Genomic DNA, 21,303 nt, shown 5'->3' on the forward strand with positions numbered 1-21,303 from the left:
ATGGCAAAAAAAATAGATAATTCAAATATTGAATCTGAAAAAGGAATAATTAGTTATGCTTTAGAAGATTTAATGGGTGAACGTTTTGGTAGATACGCTAAATACATTATTCAAGAACGTGCATTACCAGATGCTAGAGATGGTTTAAAACCAGTTCAAAGACGTATTTTATATGCAATGAATGAATTAAATTTAACTTATGATAAACCATATAAAAAGTCAGCTAGAGTTGTTGGAGAAGTTATTGGTAAGTACCACCCACATGGTGATACTTCAATTTATGATGCAATGGTTCGTATGAGTCAATGATGGAAACTAGGAATGCCTTTAATTGATATGCAAGGTAATAATGGTTCTATTGATGGGGATAGTGCTGCTGCAATGCGTTATACTGAAACTCGTTTAGCAAAAATTAGTGACTTAATGTTAGATGATTTAAATAAAAATACAGTTAAGTTTGCACCTAACTTTGATGATAGTGAAAAAGAACCAACTGTTTTACCAAGTTATTTCCCTAATATTCTAGTTAATGGTTCAACAGGGATTGCTGCTGGATATGCCACAAACATGCCTCCACATAACCTTGGTGAAATTATTGATGCAACAATCAGATTAATTAAAACTCCAAATACAAGAATTGATTCAATTTTAGAAATAGTTAAAGGTCCAGATTTCCCAACTGGGGGAATTGTTCAAGGGCGTAATGGTATTAAAGACGCTTTTAGTACAGGAAAAGGTAAAGTTATAATTAATTCAAAATGGCATGAAGAAGATAATAATATCATTATTGATGAAATCCCATATGAAGTTGTTAAACAAGATTTAGTTAAAAAAATTGGAGATGTTATTGATGCTAATCCAGGTTTAGGAATCTTAGAAGTAAGAGATGAAACTGATCGAAATGGATTAAGAATTGCAATTGATTTAAGTGATAAAGCTAATCTAGATACTGTTAGAAAGTTTTTATTTAAATCAACTCCATTAAGTATTTCATATAACTATAACAATGTTGCTATTGTTGATTTACAACCAAAACAATTAGGCATTATTGAGTTGATTCATGCATATATTGCACACTATAAAGAAGTATTCACATTTAAATCTCAATTTGATTTAAATAAAGCTGAAAAACGTTTAGAAATTATTTTAGGTCTAATAAAAGCTATGAGTATATTAGATCAAGTTATTTCAGTAATTAGAAGTTCAACAAATAGAAGTGATGCGATTGAAAACTTAGTTTCAAAATTTAGTTTTTCTCAACCTCAAGCAGCTGCTATTGTTGATATGAGACTTTATCGTTTAACTTCAACTGATGTGGTTAAATTGCAAAATGAAAAAGCAGAATTAGATGTAACTATCAGTAATTTAAAATCAATTTTAAATAGTTCAGAAGTTATGGATAATGAAATCATAAGTCGTTTAAAAGAAGTTAAAAAACAATTCCCTACACCAAGAAAATCTGTTGTTCAAGACATGGTTGAAAATCTTGATGTTGAACAAAAAGAAGTATTAGTTGAAAAAGAGTTCAATTTATGAGTTTCAAAAGATGGATATTTAAAAGCTATTGAGTCAAAAATTATTAACAAAAATGATCCTTCTGTATTTGGTAGAAAACCAAATGACATGTGAATTGCAACTGGAGAAGTTAATAACTTGCAACATCTAATTTTAATTACTAACAGAGGAACTTATTATTCAATTCCTTTATATAAATTACCAATGAGTAGATGAAGAGACATGGGAGTTCATGTTAATACTATTGCTACAATGGATCCAAACGAGCAAATTATTAGTGCATTTGTAGTTAATGAGTTTGCTGAAGCATTACAACAAATACTAATTACAAGTAAAAATGGAAATATTAAGCGTATTCCAGTTAAAGATTTAGAAACAAAAATCTTTACTCGTGCATTTAGAATTATGAAATTAGATGCAGCTGATGAAATTGTGAGTGCTAGTCTAATCACTTCAAAAACTAGAACTTGTGGAATTATTACAAGAAATGGTTATGGAGTAAGATATCATATTGAAGATATTCCAGTTCAAGGAACTAATTCAAAAGGGGTTAAAGCAGCTAATTTAAAAGAAGATTATATAGTTGCAGGTTTAGGATTAACAAGTGAAGATACTATTATGTATTTAACTGAAAAAGATGGAGTTAAAAAATTCAGGAATGAAGATTTACCAATCTATATTAGACCAAAACGTGGAGTAAGAGTATTACCAGAACGTAAACGTGGAACTGAATACATTACATTTGTATTTAATTTTAATGCAAATGAAGAAAATATTATTAAAGCAATTGATAAGCAAGACATGTATCAAGAAGTTAATGTAAATAAATATCGTCATATTGAATTAACTAGTGTAACTGGGGATTTTGATGTAAAAGATGTGGCATTTGCAAGTTTAGGTGAGTTTAATATAGTTAAACCAAACGATATGCCACCAGGTGCTTTAAATGCTGATGATGATGCAGAGGGATATGTATCTAAAGAAGAAATTAGAGCACGTCAAGAGGCTAATAAAGGCAAAGTGTCAGCTAAAGTAGTGGTAAGTAAAAATGTTAAAGAAGAAAGCGCAAAACGTATTCAATCTTTAACTGGTGGTTTAAGTGATTTACTTGGAGATATTTCTTCAGTATTAGGAACACCAAGCAAACCAAAACCTAAAAAAGAAACTAAAGATGAATTTCAATTAGATCTTAGTGATCTATTAGAAGAATAAAATTAATTTAATATTTCTTAATTTAATATAATAAACCCTTAGATTTACAATAAAAGTAAATCTAAGGGTTTAAAATTATTTATTATTTTTAATTGCATTAATTAATGCTATTTCTTTATTTCATTTTTGAGTTTGCTCTTCAAAATTATCAATGACAAATTTCTGAGTTTCTGCATTTCAAAAAATTTCAAGATTTTCTTTTGCTCTTGTTATTGCTGTATAAAATATATCATGTGTCATATTTGTTTTATCGTCGTCAGTTATTACTAATTTAACATTTTTATATTCAAGACCTTGCGCTCTATGAATTGAAGTTACATATGAAACTGTAAATGGTATCTCGTTTAAACCACTTAAATCATCATTATCAGTATTAATAGTATTTAAAATTGAAAAACCAATTAAAGATTTACTTTCATCTTGATTTTTTTGATTTTTCCTTTCAAATTATTATGTAATCATTTTGAAAATCTATTGTTCTCATTAAAAATAATTGGGTCGTTAATTTTAAAAGAATTTACTCCTATTTGAAAAGCAACATTATTGTTTTTTTCTTGAAATATACTGTTTAAATTATTTATACCAAGTAATCCACCATATTTTAGACACAATATAATTTGATCATCTTCAAAATTCGAATTAAAAATTGACTCTAATGATTTTGAAATTTTAAATCTTTCAGTTAATGCAAGAATATCATCACTGAAATCACGAACATTTTTTCAATATTCTTGTAAATCAGTATTCTCTGTTCTATGATTTCCTTCTAGTTCAAAAATTGAACTTTTGGTAAGCATTTTCTTAGAAATTTGAAATCAATTACCAAACTTAATTGGTTCAATTTGATATACATCACCTATAAACATTGCAACTTCAAATTCAGTTTGATCTAAAACCTTAAGCATCTCTTCATTATTTACAAAACCAGATTCTTCAATTATTAATAGATTGCATTTTTTATCATTTTTTTGTTACGAATATAACTAGATATTGTACTAAATAATGCTTTGTTCTTGCTTGCATTTTTTTTTTAAGGTTTTGAATTGCTGAATTACTAGTTGAAAGATATATTTTTTCAAAATTATCAAAAATATTAGAAACAACATTTGCCAAGAAAGTTTTTCCTGTTCCAGCGGGTCCATAAATTAAAGCTATTCTAGAATTTTTGAATAACATTTCTAAAATTTTTCTTTTTGATTCATTTTCAATATTTAGGGTAGATGAATTATTATTTAATGAATCAATTATGAAAGCATTATAATCAATAGGTATCTCTAAACTTTTTTTATTTAGTTCATCCATTATTTGTAATGTAGTTTCTAAAAAAATATGCATATAAACATATTTTTCTTTGTATATAAAAAGTTCAGATTCTTTATATGTTGGATAGTCCAATTTTTTATTAAAATTATTAATATATATATTTATTTTTTCAATGTCAACTAAATTATTGATGTCATTAAAAATTTTTTTATTTGTTATTGTCTCATTTTTAATTTTTCGAGCAAACAACTCATCTTTTCTATCATTAAAATCATTAATTGCATGTATTAAATTACTTAATTCACTATTATAACTTTTTGGATTCATAAAAAGCGGTAAATTTTCAAAAGGTAAAGCGCCATTGTTTGTCTTAAGAGCGTTTAAATTTTGAATATTAGAAGATAATTGAGCCTTAATTACTTCATTTCTAATTTTATATAATAAGTAACTCAATAGATTTTGACCATTCATTTCTTGCAAAATTATTATTCTACATCTTTTTAAAATTTGACTTATTAAAAAATTACTTTTGGCTCCTTCAGATATCTTATTAATTATTGAATTAAACTCTGAATCTTCTTGTTTTACTAAATCTAATATATTTATATTATTTGTCATTAATATTTGCATTAAGTTTTTGTATTCAGTAGATGTAGTTTTTATTAAATTTTTTTGATCTAATGTTTTTACCAAAAAACCTATATTATCCAATTCACAGGGTCTAATACTTGGGAATCAGCCTACAATTAGTAAAACTTTTGTTAATACACCGTGATAATTTATGTTGATTGCTGTTAGATTAATTTTAATTGAAAAATTGTCTGGTAATTTAACTCTAGAATAAGCAATCTTTTTATTAAATTTTGATATTTTATCTTGTGAATTTGTGAAAGTAACTTCATATATAAAATTACCATCAATGTAAATTATTTTTTCTTTAATAATATAATATCTGTCATTAAAATTTATTTCTATTTTGCTATATTTCCGATTTCTTCATAAATATTATCTTGTAATCCGCTTGGAATACTTCCAGCTGCTACCAAAATATCTTCAGGTTTTAAATTAACTCTTAAGAAATCTTTTAATTCATTTATTATTTTTTCAATTAGTTTTCTAATATAACTATTTATATTTTGCAAAATTTGTTTTTTATATTCTTCTGATATCTCTTTTGAAATTCTTTTTATTTCCTTATCTATATTTTTATCTTCAATAAATAAATCTCCTTTTATTTTTTTAATATTTAAGTTTTCTAAAATTTCATTATCTTTCATATTTTATCTCCTTTTCTATATAAAATTAATTTATAATAAAAAGTATATTTATTCTTATATTTTTTGCTTTAAAATTTAATCTAAATAAAAATATTTAGCCAGTATATAATATTAAAAAAGAGGAAATATGCAGAACGGTAAAAATAATTTTAAAATTTGATTAAAAATATCGAATGATTTGTCAACTATTGTTGAGAAATATGATATTAAATTTGATTTACAAGAACAATGGGAAAATAATGATAATAAAATTCAAAGATCGGAAGAAAACAATAGAAGTCCTTATTCATCTATTATTTATTTTTTAAATATGACTTTAAAGGGAACATATGAAAATCTAAATAAAGATTCTGTTCTTTATTATTTTTTAAATGGAAAAAACAAAAAAAACAACAATTGAAATGAAAAAACATATATTTACCCGTTTGGTATTAATAATAGCCAAAAAAAAGCGGTAGAAAATTCATTTAAGTCTAATATTTCTATCATTCAAGGACCACCTGGAACAGGAAAAACACAAACAATATTAAATATTATTGCTAATGTTATAATTGAAAATAAAACAGTTGCTGTTGTTTCAAACAATAATGCTGCTATTGAAAATGTCTTTGAAAAATTAAAATCAAAAATAACAAGTGAAGGTAAAAAAGAAAATTTTCTTGATGATTTATGATTTTTAGCAAGTTTTTTAGGAAAAAAAGAAAATAATATTAAATATTTTTCTGATGAAAATTTAAGAATATTAAATCAGGCTCAAGAAGAGTGAAAAGAAGTTTTTGAAAATTCTAACTTTTGAATAAATAATGAAAATTTCCAAAAAAATAAATTAAAAATTAAACAATTAATAAACGAAATTGAAGAAGTTCAAAAAGTTACCGAAAGAATTTTGGAAAATAAAAACAGACTTAACAAATTAGTAAAAGAAAAAGAACTTTTTGCGTTTAATGTTAACTTGCAATCTAAAAATGATAAAAAATTACTTAAATTATCACTAGAAAAAATTAAGAAACTTCATATAGATTTAAAAATGTACAGTAAAGAAAAAATTTCATGATGATTTAAATTTAAAACACGAATATTTTTAGGAATTAAAAAATCTTTTTTTGAAACGGATTTTATTTCAGAACTATATTTTCACATTCTCAACAAAAAAATAAATCAAATTAAACTAACTATTAAAATAGATGAAAAATATTTAAAAAAAGTTGAAAAAAATCAGATTGAAAAACTTGTTAGACTTTCTAAAGAAATTTTGTTTACAAAAATTTATAAAAATAATATGTTGGATGAAAAAATAAATTTAAGCAGTGAAGATTTTAGAAAAATTATTAGAATTAATGAATTTAATAAATTTATAAAAAAACGTCCTATTGTATTGAGTACTATATATTCTCTAATGAACTCTAAAAATAATTCCGTATTATATGATTATTTAATTATTGATGAAGCTTCTCAAACAGATATGCTTGCTTGTATAGGAGCAATGGCATGTGCAAAAAATATTATAGTTGTTGGAGACTTAAAACAACTTCCACAAGTAGATAATAAAATCTTTAAAAAATATTTTGATATGAATATATATAATATAGATTCAGGATATGAATATTATGGAAATAATATTTTAAAATCATTATTAACAATATACAAAGACAAAATACCAACTCAATTATTAAGAGAACATTATAGATGCCATCCTGGAATAATTGGATTTTGCAATGAAAAATACTATGATAACCAACTTATAATTATGACTGAAGAAAAAGACAAGACCAATCCATTTGAGACAATAGCTGGTGAGTCACTTTATTACAATGATACTAATAAAACAAGTAAAAAAGAAATTCAAAATATTAAAAACTACTTAGTAAATAATAATATTAGTGATATCGGCATTATAACCCCTTTTAGAAATCAAGCAAATTTACTTTCAAGTCAAGTTGGATCTGAAAAAATATTGGCTGATACAATTCATAAATTTCAAGGACAGGAAAAGGATAATATATTATTTGCTGTTACCAAAGCAAAAATTGAAGGTAGATCAGACTTTGTTTCTAATTCACAACTTATTAATGTTGCTGTTTCAAGAGCTAAAAATAAATTTATACTAGTACATGCTGGTAATCTTGAAGAAACACCAGATAATGATATAAAAGATTTGCTAAAATACATTAAATATAATTATCCTGACACAATTAATAATATTGCTAAAAATTCAGAATTTTATATGTTATCAAAAGAGTTTAATAATGATCTTTTAAACGCAATAAAAGAATATAAATTATCTCATAGTGATTGTACAAGTCAGCCAAGTGAAATTATTGTACATAATATTTTAGAAGAAATTATTAAAGAAGAACATTATCAGCACTTAGACATAACTTTATTTAAAAAACTTAGCTTATTAGTTCCTGACGCAATTGATTCAAAAAAATTTAATGAAAAAGAATTAAAATTTTTAAAACATCATTGAGCTCATGTAGATTTTTTAGTTTATGATAAATTTAGTCATAAGCCTGTTTTGGTTATTGAAGTAGATGGTTTAACATTTCATAAAAGACAAAAACAAGTATGAAGGGATGAAATAAAAGATAAAGCTCTAAAAATCCAGAATATTCCAATTATTAGAATTTCAACAGCAACAACAGAAAACATAAAATCAAATATAAAAAATGAACTTTTTAAAATCAAAGAAAAGGAATAAAATGAAAGATATAATATAATAATGAAATAAAAAAACTATTGATAATATGTTAATTAATTTAAAAAAAGATCAATTTTAAAGAATCAGTTAATGAAAATGAATTATATAGTTTAATCGGTGCAACTCCAATGATTGGGTTAATGATACAGTTGAAGTTGTGTTTAGTGATGAAAAAGCTAAAGTACTATATAACTGAGCACAAGAAAAAGGACTTGCTTATTTATCAATGTAATCAATTAATGATGATTGAGGAAAATCATTACATGGAAAAGAAGTTAATAAATCTTTATTAACTCATGGTCTATGATACTTAAATCAATATGATTTTAGTAAAATATTTGTTGGTGATTGATCATCAATTCAAAAATAACTTAAAAACTAATTATTAATTTAATTTATAATGATTAATTAATCTAGTTTTTTTTTACTTTTAATCAAGAATGAACTATATTATAATTATTTTAATAAATAAGAAAAGAGGATATGCAAAATGAAAATAACAATACATGGTTTTAAAAATATAATTAATCCCACAACTATAGAAATTGATTCAAAGAAAATAAATACATTAATCGGAAGTAATGGTGTAGGTAAATCTAATTTATTGCAAGGTATTAATTATTTTAAAAAAAGTATAGATAATTCAGATGTACAAGTAACTTCAAACTTTGAAGGTAATGAACAAGAATTAATTGAAACAAAATCAGTAAAAATTGAATATGAATTGTCTGAAAAAGAAAAGGGTGATGTTATTGAAGAATTGAAGAAAATAAAAATCCCAGTGACATTTATGTCAAATATCGATTTAATTTCCACAAATATTAAAAATCAAAAAGGAATTATTCAAGATAGCGATTCTTTATACATAATATATGAAGAAATTTTTAATAAAAAAAGCGATATTATTGGAGATAAATATTTTACTTTTGAAAATAATAGATATTATCCAAATTTCGATAATATAGAAAAGGCCATTGCTAATAAAAGCCTTCCTAATAAATTAGTTATAATACCAATTTTAGAATGCATAATAAATATAAGAGAAATTTTTAGTAAGCAAATAAGTATATTTTTTATAGATAGTGCATCAAATGAATTTGACTTACAACATAAAACTGACATAATGGACCTGAATGATCCTGATAAGTCTAAAAAGATAATAGAATTATTGTACTTCATAGGTTATAAAGCATTGCAAGAAGCAAAAAATATTTACAAAATGGCTAGCAATAGTAGTTTGGACACGAACAAAAGTGAGATTTCAAAAAAAAGAATTATAGATTGAGCAAATGAAAAAATAATAAGTATTTTTGATTTTTTCCAGTTATATGGAACACCAAATTTTTCAATAAATCAAACATCTATTACTTTATCTATTAATTTTGATAAAAAAGTAAAATTTGGTGAACCAACAGAATTAAAATCAAACTCTGATGGATTTAAATCTATTTTACATTTTATTAAAAAGTTTGAATATGCTCTTGAGTATTCAAAATATAATAATGAAAAAATAATATTAATTGCTGATGAGCTAGATAAAAATATACATCCTTTAATACAATTTCAATTGCTTGACTATATTAAAGAAAGAATAAAAGACAGCAATATTTATTTAATCATTTCCACTCATTCACCGTTTTTAATAGAATTAAATAATGAAGTATGTAATTTTTATATAGTGAGTAAAGAAGAAGATGGAAGTTTAAAAATATCTGAAAAAAATAATTTAAAAAATGAGGAAGTGTCTTCTTCATTCCTAGTTTTGGCAAAAAAAACACTTGATAACCATGAATTCATAAGTAATTTAGGTAAAAAAAGAGTAATTATTTTAGAATCAACTTTAAATGATGACATAGCAATTTTAAAAGCAAAAATTAATAAAAAAATAGAAAATGTTCATTATTGTTTAATGAATGAAAAAGAAGATTTTATAATCTCTGATATCAGTAGTATAATCAAAAATGTGCAAACGTTAAATGAAATAGAAGAAATGTTAGAAGACAATCAAAAGATTTACATTTCAAAAGAAGTATTGGATATAATAAGGGAAGAAGTATAACTTAGCAAAGGCGAAATTGAATTAATTACTACTCGTAAAGCCGTTTTAAATAAATCAGTTCTTAAAATATCCGTAAAATATTAATTAAAAACTTTATTTTATAATCAATTGAAATTATTTAAAAGAAGAAAAAATCTTAAATAATTTAGAAGAAACATTTATAAAATATAAGTGTTATTATTAATAAAAATTTAGATATAAGTAGATATAAAAAGAATTTTCAAAACTTTATATTTAAAAAATCATAGTAAGTCAGATGATTTTAATAAAAATGTGACAGAGATTATAATTTTTAAAAGTAGTTTAAAATTGGAAAATAAAAATTTATAAAGTTTTTAATAAAATTACAAAAACAGAAATATATTTTCCAACAGAAAATGATGCAATGAACTCAATTTTAAAAGATTCAAAAGTTAATGGTGAAAGCAATAATATTTATCTTGATAAATATATTTATACATACTATGATTCGAAAACAGAAAAACAATATTCAACAATTTTTTATAATGATGAATATCAAAAAGCAGCTAATGATATTATTTTTTAAGATTAGAAATAGCTTCATTAATTAAAAAAACAATTCTAAAAAACAGTTTCTAAAAGAATCTGTTTTTTTATTTTATATATTTATTAACTATGAGAAAATATTTTAAAAGGAATAAAATTATGAAAGAAAAACTATTCACAAATAAAGATGAACAAAAATTATTAGAAGAAATAAATAATGAGATATTAACTTCTAATGAAGTTTATTTAATTTATCCTTTTATATCTAAAAGTATTCTTAACAAAATAGCTCCTACTTTTGAATTCTGTTACAAAAATAATATTAAAATTAAAATCATATCAACAACATTTGATGATCTATCTCAATATAATAACTTAAATGAATTAAAACTATTAGCTGATAAGTACTCTAATATCAAAATTAAAATAGAAGATAATTTAGAAAGAACTAGTGAAAGAATTCATATTAAAGCTTCAATCTTTAAACGAGATCATGAATTTTCAAGTGCTATTATGGGTTCATCTAATTTAACTGTTAAAGGAATGATTTCAGGAAGGGAATGAAACATTAAATTAACAGAAAAAAATAATAAAGAATTAATAAATGAAATGATTGAAGAATTTGATAATTTATGAAATGAAGAATTTGTTGATTTTTCTGATGAATTTCAAAGAGATTTATTAATTCAGAAAATAAAAGAAAATCAGCAAGCTATAGTTCAATCAAAAATAGAATTATTATCAAATAATTTAACTAAAAAATACTTATATAAATTTCAAAAAGAAATTATTGATAAACTAAGTTATCGAAGACATATTAATAAAAATAAGAACTTAGTAATAATGGCCACAGGAACAGGAAAAACACTAGTTTCTGCATTCGATTACAAAAGACAAGCAGAACAAGCTAAAAAGGACCTTAAAATCCTGTTTTTAGCTCATCAAAGAGAAATAGTTGATCAAGCAATCAAAACTTATCGTCATGTGCTTGAGAATAATGAATTTGGTGAAGTTATGTATGATCAAAGTATTAATAGTGATAAACCGACTCATTTATTTGCAACAATTCAAACTTTATCAACTAGATTAGAAAAATTTTCCCCAGATGATTTTGATATTATTGTATATGATGAAGCTCATCATATAGCAGCAAATACTTTTGATAAAGTATTTAATTATTTTAAACCTCAACAAATTTTAGGTTTAACAGCAACTCCAGAAAGAGAAGACAATAAAGATATTAAAGCATATTTTGATGATGAATATGCTACTGAATTAAGACTATGAGATGCTATTGATCAAAAACTATTATGTCCTTTTGATTATTATTGTATAGATGATACTAATACTAATTTACAAGGAGTTGATTTAAATTCAGATAAAGAAATATTTAAAGTTATTAACACTGAATCAAGAAATGAATTGTTATATAAGACAATTGAAAAATATATAGGCGTTTTTGCAAGACCAACAGCTTTAATATTTTGTGTAACAGTTGAGCACGCAATTAACATTGCAAATTATTTAAAATCTATGAATTTAAAAGCAGATTGATTAACTTCGCAAAATAATAAAGACCGTAAAAGAATTCTTTATGAATTTGCGACTGGACGTATTAACTACTTATGTGTTGTGAATATTTTTAATGAGGGTATTGATATACCAGAAATTAATACAATCATTTTACTAAGACCAACTAATTCAAAAACAGTATATCTACAACAATTAGGTAGAGGCTTAAGAAAAACTGAATTAAAAAATAAGTTAGAAGTTTATGATTTAATTTCAAATATTGATAATAAGTACGACATAACATTAGGAATTAGAAATTTATTTAATCCGATTATAAAAAGTGTTAAGGCAATTAGTGAAAAAGAAGGATTGCCATATAATTGCACAATTAACTTAGAAAAGCGTACTGAAGAAATCATAATTAACAGTTTTAAAAAATGATACTTGAATAAAAATTCAATTAAAAGTCATATAATTGAGTATTATAAAAAGTATAAAGAGAATGCTTTAAGTAAAATTCTTATTAATTATGAATTGTCAATTTTAGACTTTTATAATAATTTAGATAATTTGTTTATCACAACAGCAAAACAAATAAAATCATTTAAAAATAGTGAAAATGACACACTTAGAAATAAAAATATTTTAAAGCAATTCTTATTTTTGGATAATTATAAAATTATTAATTATTTTTATAAAAGACTTTCTTTACAATTAAGAAAAGAAGAGATTGATTTAGATATGGATAATTTGCTTATAACCTCATGTTTATATGAAGTTACAAATATGAATAGATTTTTAGAACTTTATCCTAATTATTTAAATATTGATGATCTTGTTGACCACTTTATAATGAATAATAAGCTTATTGTTGAAGAATTAATAATGATTCTTAAACATAAACTTGAAAATGAAACTTTAATTTTCGAACAAGAAGTAGAAAAATTATTAACATTAGAATCTACTTATACTGTTAAACAAGTACTATCAATTGTAAACAGAACAAACTTTTTACATTATCGTGATAAATTAAAAATATTAACATTTCAAGCAGGATATTTAACATTTGATAACTCAAAGCAAATAATACTAGCTGATGAAGATAGTAAAAATTATGGTAAAAAAACTAAGTATCAAAAGGAAGAAAAAATATTCTATTGGTCACTACCAGAAAAAATGAATATTGGACATAAGATTGTTAATGATTTTAAAAATGATAATATTAAGAAATACTTATTTATAAATGATAAGCAAAATTATGATAAAAAAAATTTATTCTTAAAACTTTATAAGTTTGTGGGAATTGGTGATTTTAAAGAAATGATAAATGAGGATTATCTAACAGTGAAATTTGAAATAAAATAAGTAAAATTAATTTAAAGGAAAAGCGGATATGAACGAAAAAGAATTTAAAAAGGCTAAAAAAGAATTAAAAAAATATAAGTACACTTTTTTAAAAGTAATAGGAACAATAATTTTATTTCCTATAGTTTTAATTGTGAGTTTTATATTGACTAAGTTTTTTAACCCATATTTATTTAAATACCCAAGAGTAGGATTAGACGAAGAGGGTTTACAAGTTAATAATCTTGAGCATTATTTAAGAGATATTAAACAAAAAAATTTAAAAAATATGAAATTAACAAAAAAACAAATTGAAATATTTGAAATTGGAAAAAAGGACAAAAAGATAAGTTGTTTAATTTTAAAAAATGATTCTAACAAATGAGTTGTATCTTTACATGGATTTAAGCGAAATAAATACATTGGTTTGAGAAATAGTATTCATTTTTATAAAAAAGGATATAATATAATTTCTTTTGATGCATATGCACATGGTGAAACATATGGAAAGTACTCAGATTTAGGTTTAACTAATTCAAAAGTGTTAAATGAAGTAATTGATTGAGTTAAAAATAATAAGAGTGTTGAAGAAATAGGGGTTTTGGGTGTAAGTATGGGAGCTGCTACAGCTATTTACTGAGCGCAACAATATTATCATGTAAATCAGATTGACTGATTAATCTCTGATTGTAGCTTGACAAATCCAGTAGAACAAATAAGATTTTTCTTAAAAAAATACTTTAAATTACTGCCTTGATGAATAGCTTCTTTCAAAATAAATAGTTATTTTAAAAAACATTCTAAAACAGATTTAGATGAAATGAATTTACAAGTAAATTTGAATACTTTTGATGAATTACCTGTTTTATTTATACATGGTAAGAAAGATTCATTTATTGATTATAATAACTCAATTGTTATGTACTACGAAAAGTCAAAAACAAGTAGCAATAATGAATTAAAAATATTTGATAATGCAGAACATAGTATGTCTATAGTTGATAATCAAAAAGAATATGCAAAACTAACATTAGATTTTGTTAATAAATATATGAAAAAAAAGTAAGTTTTAGACTGCTACCAAAATAGTAAATATAAAATAAAAAACATTTTGTATACTTGTAAAAATATATTTATCATACAAAATAAACATGGATTTTTTTCTAAACTTTAGTTTAATTGTTAACGTCAGCTTGAGCTGGCGTTTTTCATTTTAATATACTTTAAATTCTTTAATTATTGTATCAATTTATATATCATGAGACATGCTTTTTAGTTTTATTTAATTTCATAGTAAAAGTTTTTATTTTATTTAAATATTCAGCTTTTAAACAACCAAAAAATATTCTATTTTTCTATTGTCTAAAGAATTCCTGATTCTAATCATAGAAGTTTTGAGCAATTTTTATTTAAAATATTTTGAACTTCAAAAGTTCAATATTGAGACCAATGATCTGAACGACAAAAATAATTTGTTTTATTTATTTGTTTTAAATTATCAACTACTAGATTAATATCATAAATTTCTGAAATAATTCAATCTTCTATTTTTTTAGTTTTATGACTTATAGTCACTTATAAATAAACATTGTTATTTTTACTTTTGGCGGGTATATAAGAAATATCTATAGATATAATGTTATTTTCTAAAGGTTTATAATTGCGTTTTACAAGATCTTTGAATTTTATATTTGTACTTTTTTCTCACTTTTTCTATCTAATTCGTGCATGTGTTTTTTAAATTTCATTTATTCATATAATGTCTCAAACTTCTTGGTTTAAATAAATATTAAAAATTAATTAATAAAATTTGATATATTCGCTCACATCCAAAAATTCTTTTGTTTTCGTTAAAAATACTTTCAAGTATTTTTTAGCAAAATCATATTTATAATTTTTGGTTTTCGGTTTTTTATAAAATGTTCTTCTATGTATTTTTAAAATTGAATCTTTTAACGAAATAGAAAGACTTTTTACTTGTTTCATTTTATTTTTATTTCCTTCTTGTTTTTTATATCTTTGTTCTTTTATTCATAATTCAGCAATTTCTTTAAGTTATTTGTCATTGAATTTATCAATAATTGATGGATATCTGAATCATCTCTTAACGGTTTGCTACTTGTTCCACCTGAACCTTGTTTTCTTTTTAATGTTTTCATACCATAATTGTCTACTAAAATTAATTTATCTCTTATTCTTGTTCTTAAATTTGTTTTACTTCCGTAAGAATTAAGCTTTAAATTGGTAAATTTACAATATTTTTCAATTGCTTTCTCACTTCCATATAAATTAAAAAAATGTATAAACCTTTTTAATCAAAGTTATTGGAATAAGGATTTTAGATGAGATAGTTAAATTAACAATTTAAGAAATTAACTACTAATTATTTGGCATGGCTGAAAAAAAAATAAAATAGCTATTATTTGAAGTTTTTCAAAAAATGTTGATTAAATGTGTATCAATATAAACTTAAAGGAAGGATTAAAAAAAAAATAAAGAAAATTTAAAGAAAATATTAAAAAAAAAATTAAAAATGGATATTGAAAATTTATATTTATTTTTTTAACTTTATTTGTTCAGAAATTTATTCTTTTTTTTAAAAAATTAAGAGTTAAAAGTCATTTAAAAGTGCATTTATTTTTTTTAATGCTGATTGCATATTATTTTATGTAAGCTATTTTTTAAAAATATCAACTAAAAAATGATTAAGAAGAAAAAATGGAAAAAATATATCAAAATTCAAGTAAGCCATTATTAATTTAGTCAAAATAATAATGCTGTGGTTGTAGATAAATTTCATAAAAATTCAAAGACATAAATAATTGCGCCATTTTCTTTTAATATTGAAAAAAGGAAAAGTAACAGCAATATTAGGAAGTAGTAGATCAGGTAAAAGTGTGTTATTAAACTTACTGCTTCGAGATACTTTAAACTATGATGGAAATATTTACATAAATGGTAAGGAAAGAAAAAAAGTAGTTCAATTGAGATTATCTAAAACTTCAGGAGACTGAAATAACTGTGAAAAAGGTAGAAATATGATGCATACCTTATCATATTTTAACTTATATAGTGGGTTGTGAATGGTTTATACCAAAAATCTAGGATTTTATATAGAAGATCAAAAGAATTTGTTTTTAAGATATCCAGAATATGATATAAAACTAACTTCTACTAATATGATTGAAAAATACAACTTCAAGGTATCTTAAACCTTGATATTATTTAGCAATATTATTTTCAGTTAACTCATTGAGTTTTTCAATAGCATTATTTAAATTTAAAAAAATCGATTTTTAAAAATAAAAATATAACAAAAACTAAAAAGAAAAGGAAGTAAAATATGAAAAAATTATTATTAGCATTGTCATCACTAGCTGTTGTAGGAACTTCAGCAATGGGAGTAGTTGCATGTGGTACAGATCCTGTTGTTCCACCAACTGTTCCAGATGAAAAAGAAATTATAAGACAGTTGATTAGACAGTTTGAAGCAGAAGTTAATTCAAAATTCACAACTGTTGTATCAACACCAATGGCTTCTAGATCTGCAATAGTAGACTCTGAAGCTCAATCAATTGGTTTAAGCTTTTTTCTAGAAGATAATTTAAAGCAAATTTACGAAGCTGCTTCTTCAAATGGTGGAGAAGAGATTGAACAATATTCAACTGATGCAGAGGGAGAAGCAGTAAGATTTTATGATGTTCTAACAGACAAACAAAAATCAGATTTAGAAAGTAATGTGAATTCACTTTTAAGTCCAGCACAAGCGATTGCTAATTTAAGAAATCAAATTAGTATTTCAACATACCAAGTTTTAATTGGAAGTTTTGGTTCAAAATGAATTGATGATATTATTTTTGACTATAAAAATGCTGAAATGACTTATGGTAATACTACAGAAACAGGTGAAGGATTTATTTCAAGTGTTAGTCTAGAATTTTCATCAACTTATAGATACAAAGATGCTGAACAAGCAACTGTTACTAAAAAAGTAACAGGAGCAATAGTTATTACTGTTTCAGATGATGGAGAAATTATTGCTTCAATCAATAAAATAAACAATGAATTAGCGGGTGACTTGTTAAAAGAAGCAAGTTCTGATGTTTTTGTTGACTATAATACATTAAAAGCTTTAGAACCAAACTTAAAAACACAAGACATGTTAGCAGGAAATACTAATTTATATAACTCAGCTATTGACAAATATAATCAAACATTAGCTAAAAAAATACCATCAATGATTAAAGCAAAATATTTCACAAATGGAACAGCTGTTTTAAACAGCATTAACGTTGCATATTACAATCCAAATGATATTATAAGAACTGAACAAACTAGCCATCTTAATAGTTTAGAACAGATTAAAATGAGCTTTGATCACAATGCATGACCAGAATGAAATTCATTTTTTGGTAAAGTAAAAAAAGATTTCCCTATTACATTGAATGGTCAATTAGTTCAAGGAGATAAAGTAATTTATGAAGCATTAGAAAGTGAATGAACTAACACTTTAGATAAATATGCCCCAAAAATTACAAGCGCTTATGAAAGCAGAACTGAAAATTCAAAAGTTGAAGAAAACGATAGAACAAGAGATTTATTATCGATGTCAGTTTCAAGTGAGATAGTTACAATCAAAGGTTTAACTATATCATTACCAAATGGTTATTCTCAAAGATTAAGTGATGTTGGTTTTACATATTCAATTGCTATTGACAATTCTTCAACAGCTTTAGTTGAAACAACAAGTACAACTAACTCAAAAATATTTAGTGCATACTATGAAGGAATTGAACAAATGTTAAATACATTGCATAATTTCTATGGAATTTCTGAAAGTGATATATGATTATCACCAGATGCTGCTGAAAATCAAAAAAGAAATAAATTTAAAATGTCAGGTGAAACTGGTGTTAAAAAGGAAGATGGAACAGATTTCAATATTTGAGATTACTGAAAAGAAACAGGAGCAATGAATGGACAAATTAATGGAAATAATTTTGCAAATGCATTGAGTTTAAATACTGGAGTAGAAGCTCAACAAATTAAAGAACAAAACCTAATTAATGAAATGTGAGGTATTACATACATGAACTTTACATACTCAAAAGAAGGAAGTAGACCTACATCAACTAGACAAGTATCAATTGCTGACGAAAATTATATAGGTTCTTATGATTCATTGTTAAAGAAAGGTTTAACAATGTCTGTTAACGATAATGGAAGCCTTCAATTCGGAATTTCATCAAACTTAATTGAGTTTAAATTCGCAGATTACAATGCATCATGAGACTTTAGAACATTAGGTAGATATACTTTTATTGAAAGAGGTTAGAAATAATAAAATTTTCACAAAAAGTTTAAAAGAAGCTAAGTAATGAAAAAATATTCTAGTTTTAGATTTTATAATATTTGTAACAGCATAGTATGAACTATGCTTTTTTTTATTCTCTTTTTAGAAGACTAGAAAGAAAATAAATGAAAATAAAAATGACTACTAGAGAAAAAAAACATTTTTAAAAAATGAAAAGAGATTGTATAAATATAAACGGGGTAATTTTACACTCTGATAGAGGAGTTCAATATCAAAATATAGCAAATAAAAACAACATTGTTATTTCTATGGGTAGAACAGGTGTTTGTTATGTTAATGTTGTTATAGAGTCATTACACTCTTTATTAAAGAAAGGGACTATTTATAATAATAAAACGATTATAAATAGTATTAGCCGAATACCAAATACAAGTTAAGAAATAGGTTAATTGTTATAATCATAATAGCGATTTTGATGAATTTGAAAACATAATCATAATTAATATGTGAAAAGCTGCTTCAAAAGTAATATAAAATCTTTTTAAACCAAATAAATCTGTTTTTATAAAAGAACTTAATAAACTCATACAGAAAATAAAACATTGCTTCCCGGAGTTTTTAGAAATAAAAATATTTATGTTAAAGGTGTTGAAAAGGAATCTAAATTCTTAAGTGAATAGAGAATTGATTAAAAGTTAAATAAACTTTTAAACCAAGCTAGTACTTCTGAAGAAATAGCAGCGCACATACTATTATTTATAATTACTCAACAAGTTTTCTTTGACGGAAATAAAAGAACTGTATTTTTAATCGCTAATAAAATATTATTGGAGAACTTTTATAAATTTATTTTGTTAGACGAAACTAACATTGATAAGTTTAATTTAATGCTAAATGACTTATATATTAATTTTAAATATGAAAAATATAATAACATATTTAACTTTATCAAAGATCAAATAAAGAACTTAAAATAACTTAAACATTTTAACTTAAGTTATTTTTATGTAAAAGATTACTATTAGTATTTTTAAATTCAATAAAGTCAAAAAAAGACGCAATTTTGCATCTTTTATAATATATTATTTAATACTTATTTTATTTTGGTATTCCTATATTTTACCTTACATTTTTTTATCATCTATTAGTAAAGTTACCTTTTTTGATATTTCCATTCAAGATTTCTTTAATACTTCTAAATGCTCTAGGCCTAGCTTTGTTATTTTATAACATTTTCTCATTGGCCCTGTTGTTGATTCTTCAAAGTAGTGTTTACAAAAACCTTTATCAACTAGCTTCTTGAAAATTGCATAGGTAGTTGACTCATTAGTTTCAACAACTTCATTAAGTTTTCTATTTAATTCGTATGCGTAAAAGTTTCTTTGTGAAAGAAAATTTAATACAAGCATTTCTAATATTCCTTTTTTTAATTCTTTATCCATAATACTAAAATCTTACAAAAACTTTTTTTGCTTGTACACCGTTAATTGTGAAATTATAAGTTATTTTATATTTAATTGGTGTTATTGAAAGAAATTTAGCATTTCAAGGTGCTGAAATATTGAAATTCAAGTATAGTGAGCCACCATTTGCATTTGTATTTTTATTTCAATAATTTTTTTCAGTATTTTGAGTAATTACAAATTGGTCTCCTAAAGTTTGTTTAAAGTTAAAGTTTTTTTCAATTGTTAATGTGTTGTTTAAAAGTTCTTGATTATAATTTATTTCAAATATAGATCAAGGTGATGAAGATCAATTAAAATCAATGTATATATTTGAGTTATCATTAAATTCATTTTCTTTACCATCAAAAACATCTGATATTGCTTGTTCCAAATTAAAAATTTCATTTTCACTTTTATTTAAGTAATTTCCTGAAATAATTGATCCATAGATTGAATCATTACCAACAGTTGAAGTTATCGCTCCAACTCCTCCCATACTTCCAGCAATAATAAGTATGCATAGCATAATTTTATTTGAATTTTTCTTTTTGTCTTTACTAATTAATGACTCTTTAGTAAATCATTTATAAAAAATTGCTTTTACAGTATAGTAAGAGGAGCTACTTAGAAAAAAGAGGAATATTGAAACAATTACACCAATACCCATAACCCCAATCGCCAATGGTAAAACCACTAAGAATTCAAAATTAATAAATGCTAAAACTAAAGCAACAGGAATTGCCACAATGATAGCTACAAATGTTAAAAATAAAGTAATAGATATTAAAATTGCAGTTATTGAATAAAGCAAACCAAATGTTTTAATAAAAAAACCTTTTATTTCTTTAAAAAATGATGTTGTTGATTCTGTTTTACTATTAACTATCTTTATTTTTGTTACTTCACCTTTATGATTTTTAATAATCCCAAATTCTTCATAAAACTCTTTTGCTATTTCGTTTATAGATCTTAATCCTAATAAAATTTCATTTGCTGATTTACCTTGAGAAAATTCTTCATTTCATAAATCTTTGTAATTTTCAATTATATCTTTACGATCTAAAGATTTTAAACCTGAAAGTTTTTTAGACAAAATGTTTAACCATTTATCCATATTTTTTTTATCTTTTTTGTTCATATATATTTTTTTCCTT

At 23.5% G+C, this 21,303-nt stretch carries 19 protein-coding genes; 10 read left to right on the forward strand and 9 right to left on the reverse strand.

The genetic code is table 4. The annotated features are described in order from the left end of the window. Nucleotides 1-2,727, forward strand: a complete 2,727-nt coding sequence (gene parC / locus CK556_RS01710; RefSeq protein ID WP_051412767.1) for a DNA topoisomerase IV subunit A — start codon at nt 1-3, stop codon at nt 2,725-2,727. 75 nt (nt 2,728-2,802) lie between these two features. On the opposite strand, the gene CK556_RS04065 is transcribed toward parC, so the two are convergent. The 4 genes from CK556_RS04065 to CK556_RS01730 all read right to left on the reverse strand — a co-directional run bounded on the left by CK556_RS04065 (nt 2,803) and on the right by CK556_RS01730 (nt 5,267). After that, complete coding sequence (locus CK556_RS04065) at nt 2,803-3,132, reverse strand: ATP-binding domain-containing protein (protein ID WP_084545420.1); 330 nt, start codon at nt 3,130-3,132, stop codon at nt 2,803-2,805. Continuing rightward, the gene (locus CK556_RS01720; protein ID WP_027875660.1) at nt 3,129-3,632 is read right to left on the reverse strand and encodes a hypothetical protein; all 504 of its coding nucleotides are present in this window, start codon (nt 3,630-3,632) and stop codon (nt 3,129-3,131) included. The genes CK556_RS04065 and CK556_RS01720 overlap by 4 nt, the downstream gene beginning before the upstream one ends. A gap of 52 nt (nt 3,633-3,684) precedes the next feature. Next, nucleotides 3,685-4,683, reverse strand: a complete 999-nt coding sequence (locus CK556_RS01725) for a PhoH family protein (RefSeq protein WP_027875659.1) — start codon at nt 4,681-4,683, stop codon at nt 3,685-3,687. Nucleotides 4,684-4,961: 278 nt separating this feature from the next. Further along, nucleotides 4,962-5,267 carry a hypothetical protein gene (locus CK556_RS01730; protein WP_027875658.1) on the reverse strand — a complete coding sequence of 102 codons (306 nt, stop codon included), beginning with the start codon at nt 5,265-5,267 and terminating at the stop codon, nt 4,962-4,964. 127 nt (nt 5,268-5,394) lie between these two features. On the opposite strand from CK556_RS01730, the gene CK556_RS01735 reads away from it, so the two are divergent. The 5 genes from CK556_RS01735 to CK556_RS01750 all read left to right on the forward strand — a co-directional run bounded on the left by CK556_RS01735 (nt 5,395) and on the right by CK556_RS01750 (nt 14,456). Beyond that, a complete protein-coding gene (locus CK556_RS01735) occupies nt 5,395-7,968 on the forward strand; it encodes an AAA domain-containing protein (protein ID WP_027875657.1) in 2,574 nt (857 codons plus the stop codon). A gap of 490 nt (nt 7,969-8,458) precedes the next feature. Then, nucleotides 8,459-10,027 carry an AAA family ATPase gene (locus tag CK556_RS01740; protein ID WP_027875656.1) on the forward strand — a complete coding sequence of 523 codons (1,569 nt, stop codon included), beginning with the start codon at nt 8,459-8,461 and terminating at the stop codon, nt 10,025-10,027. 385 nt (nt 10,028-10,412) lie between these two features. Beyond that, nucleotides 10,413-10,574, forward strand: a complete 162-nt coding sequence (locus CK556_RS03870) for a hypothetical protein (RefSeq protein WP_156923133.1) — start codon at nt 10,413-10,415, stop codon at nt 10,572-10,574. A 119-nt stretch (nt 10,575-10,693) separates the two neighbouring features. Further along, nucleotides 10,694-13,411, forward strand: coding sequence for a DEAD/DEAH box helicase family protein (locus tag CK556_RS01745; protein ID WP_027875655.1), 2,718 nt, complete (start codon nt 10,694-10,696; stop codon nt 13,409-13,411). Between the two features lie 28 nt (nt 13,412-13,439). Continuing rightward, complete coding sequence (locus tag CK556_RS01750; RefSeq protein ID WP_027875654.1) at nt 13,440-14,456, forward strand: alpha/beta hydrolase; 1,017 nt, start codon at nt 13,440-13,442, stop codon at nt 14,454-14,456. Nucleotides 14,457-14,752: 296 nt separating this feature from the next. Here CK556_RS01750 and CK556_RS01755 read toward each other — a convergent pair whose 3' ends face one another. The 3 genes from CK556_RS01755 to CK556_RS04070 all read right to left on the reverse strand — a co-directional run bounded on the left by CK556_RS01755 (nt 14,753) and on the right by CK556_RS04070 (nt 15,549). After that, nucleotides 14,753-14,965 carry a hypothetical protein gene (locus CK556_RS01755; protein ID WP_027875653.1) on the reverse strand — a complete coding sequence of 71 codons (213 nt, stop codon included), beginning with the start codon at nt 14,963-14,965 and terminating at the stop codon, nt 14,753-14,755. 225 nt (nt 14,966-15,190) lie between these two features. After that, complete coding sequence (locus tag CK556_RS01760; protein ID WP_027875652.1) at nt 15,191-15,376, reverse strand: hypothetical protein; 186 nt, start codon at nt 15,374-15,376, stop codon at nt 15,191-15,193. Between the two features lie 41 nt (nt 15,377-15,417). Next, entirely contained in the window at nt 15,418-15,549 is a 132-nt protein-coding gene (locus CK556_RS04070) for a hypothetical protein (RefSeq protein WP_276243570.1), read from the reverse strand. 684 nt (nt 15,550-16,233) lie between these two features. Between CK556_RS04070 and CK556_RS03975 the strand changes: the two genes are divergently transcribed. The 4 genes from CK556_RS03975 to CK556_RS04090 all read left to right on the forward strand — a co-directional run bounded on the left by CK556_RS03975 (nt 16,234) and on the right by CK556_RS04090 (nt 19,681). Beyond that, on the forward strand, nt 16,234-16,602 hold the full coding sequence (locus tag CK556_RS03975; protein WP_027875651.1) for an ATP-binding cassette domain-containing protein: 369 nt from the start codon (nt 16,234-16,236) through the stop codon (nt 16,600-16,602). 131 nt (nt 16,603-16,733) lie between these two features. Continuing rightward, complete coding sequence (locus CK556_RS01770; protein WP_095761512.1) at nt 16,734-18,725, forward strand: hypothetical protein; 1,992 nt, start codon at nt 16,734-16,736, stop codon at nt 18,723-18,725. A 188-nt stretch (nt 18,726-18,913) separates the two neighbouring features. Further along, entirely contained in the window at nt 18,914-19,141 is a 228-nt protein-coding gene (locus tag CK556_RS01775; protein ID WP_027875343.1) for a hypothetical protein, read from the forward strand. Between the two features lie 270 nt (nt 19,142-19,411). Beyond that, on the forward strand, nt 19,412-19,681 hold the full coding sequence (locus CK556_RS04090) for a Fic family protein (RefSeq protein WP_420845526.1): 270 nt from the start codon (nt 19,412-19,414) through the stop codon (nt 19,679-19,681). Nucleotides 19,682-19,828: 147 nt separating this feature from the next. Here CK556_RS04090 and CK556_RS01780 read toward each other — a convergent pair whose 3' ends face one another. Further along, nucleotides 19,829-20,146, reverse strand: coding sequence for a PadR family transcriptional regulator (locus tag CK556_RS01780; protein ID WP_027875344.1), 318 nt, complete (start codon nt 20,144-20,146; stop codon nt 19,829-19,831). 4 nt (nt 20,147-20,150) lie between these two features. Next, a complete protein-coding gene (locus CK556_RS01785; protein ID WP_027875345.1) occupies nt 20,151-21,287 on the reverse strand; it encodes a DUF1700 domain-containing protein in 1,137 nt (378 codons plus the stop codon). Nucleotides 21,288-21,303: the final 16 nt, after the last annotated feature.

Origin of the sequence: Mesoplasma chauliocola (genome assembly GCF_002290085.1) — a bacterium.
Taxonomy (GTDB): Bacteria; Bacillota_I; Bacilli_A; order Mycoplasmatales; family Mycoplasmataceae; genus Mesoplasma; species Mesoplasma chauliocola.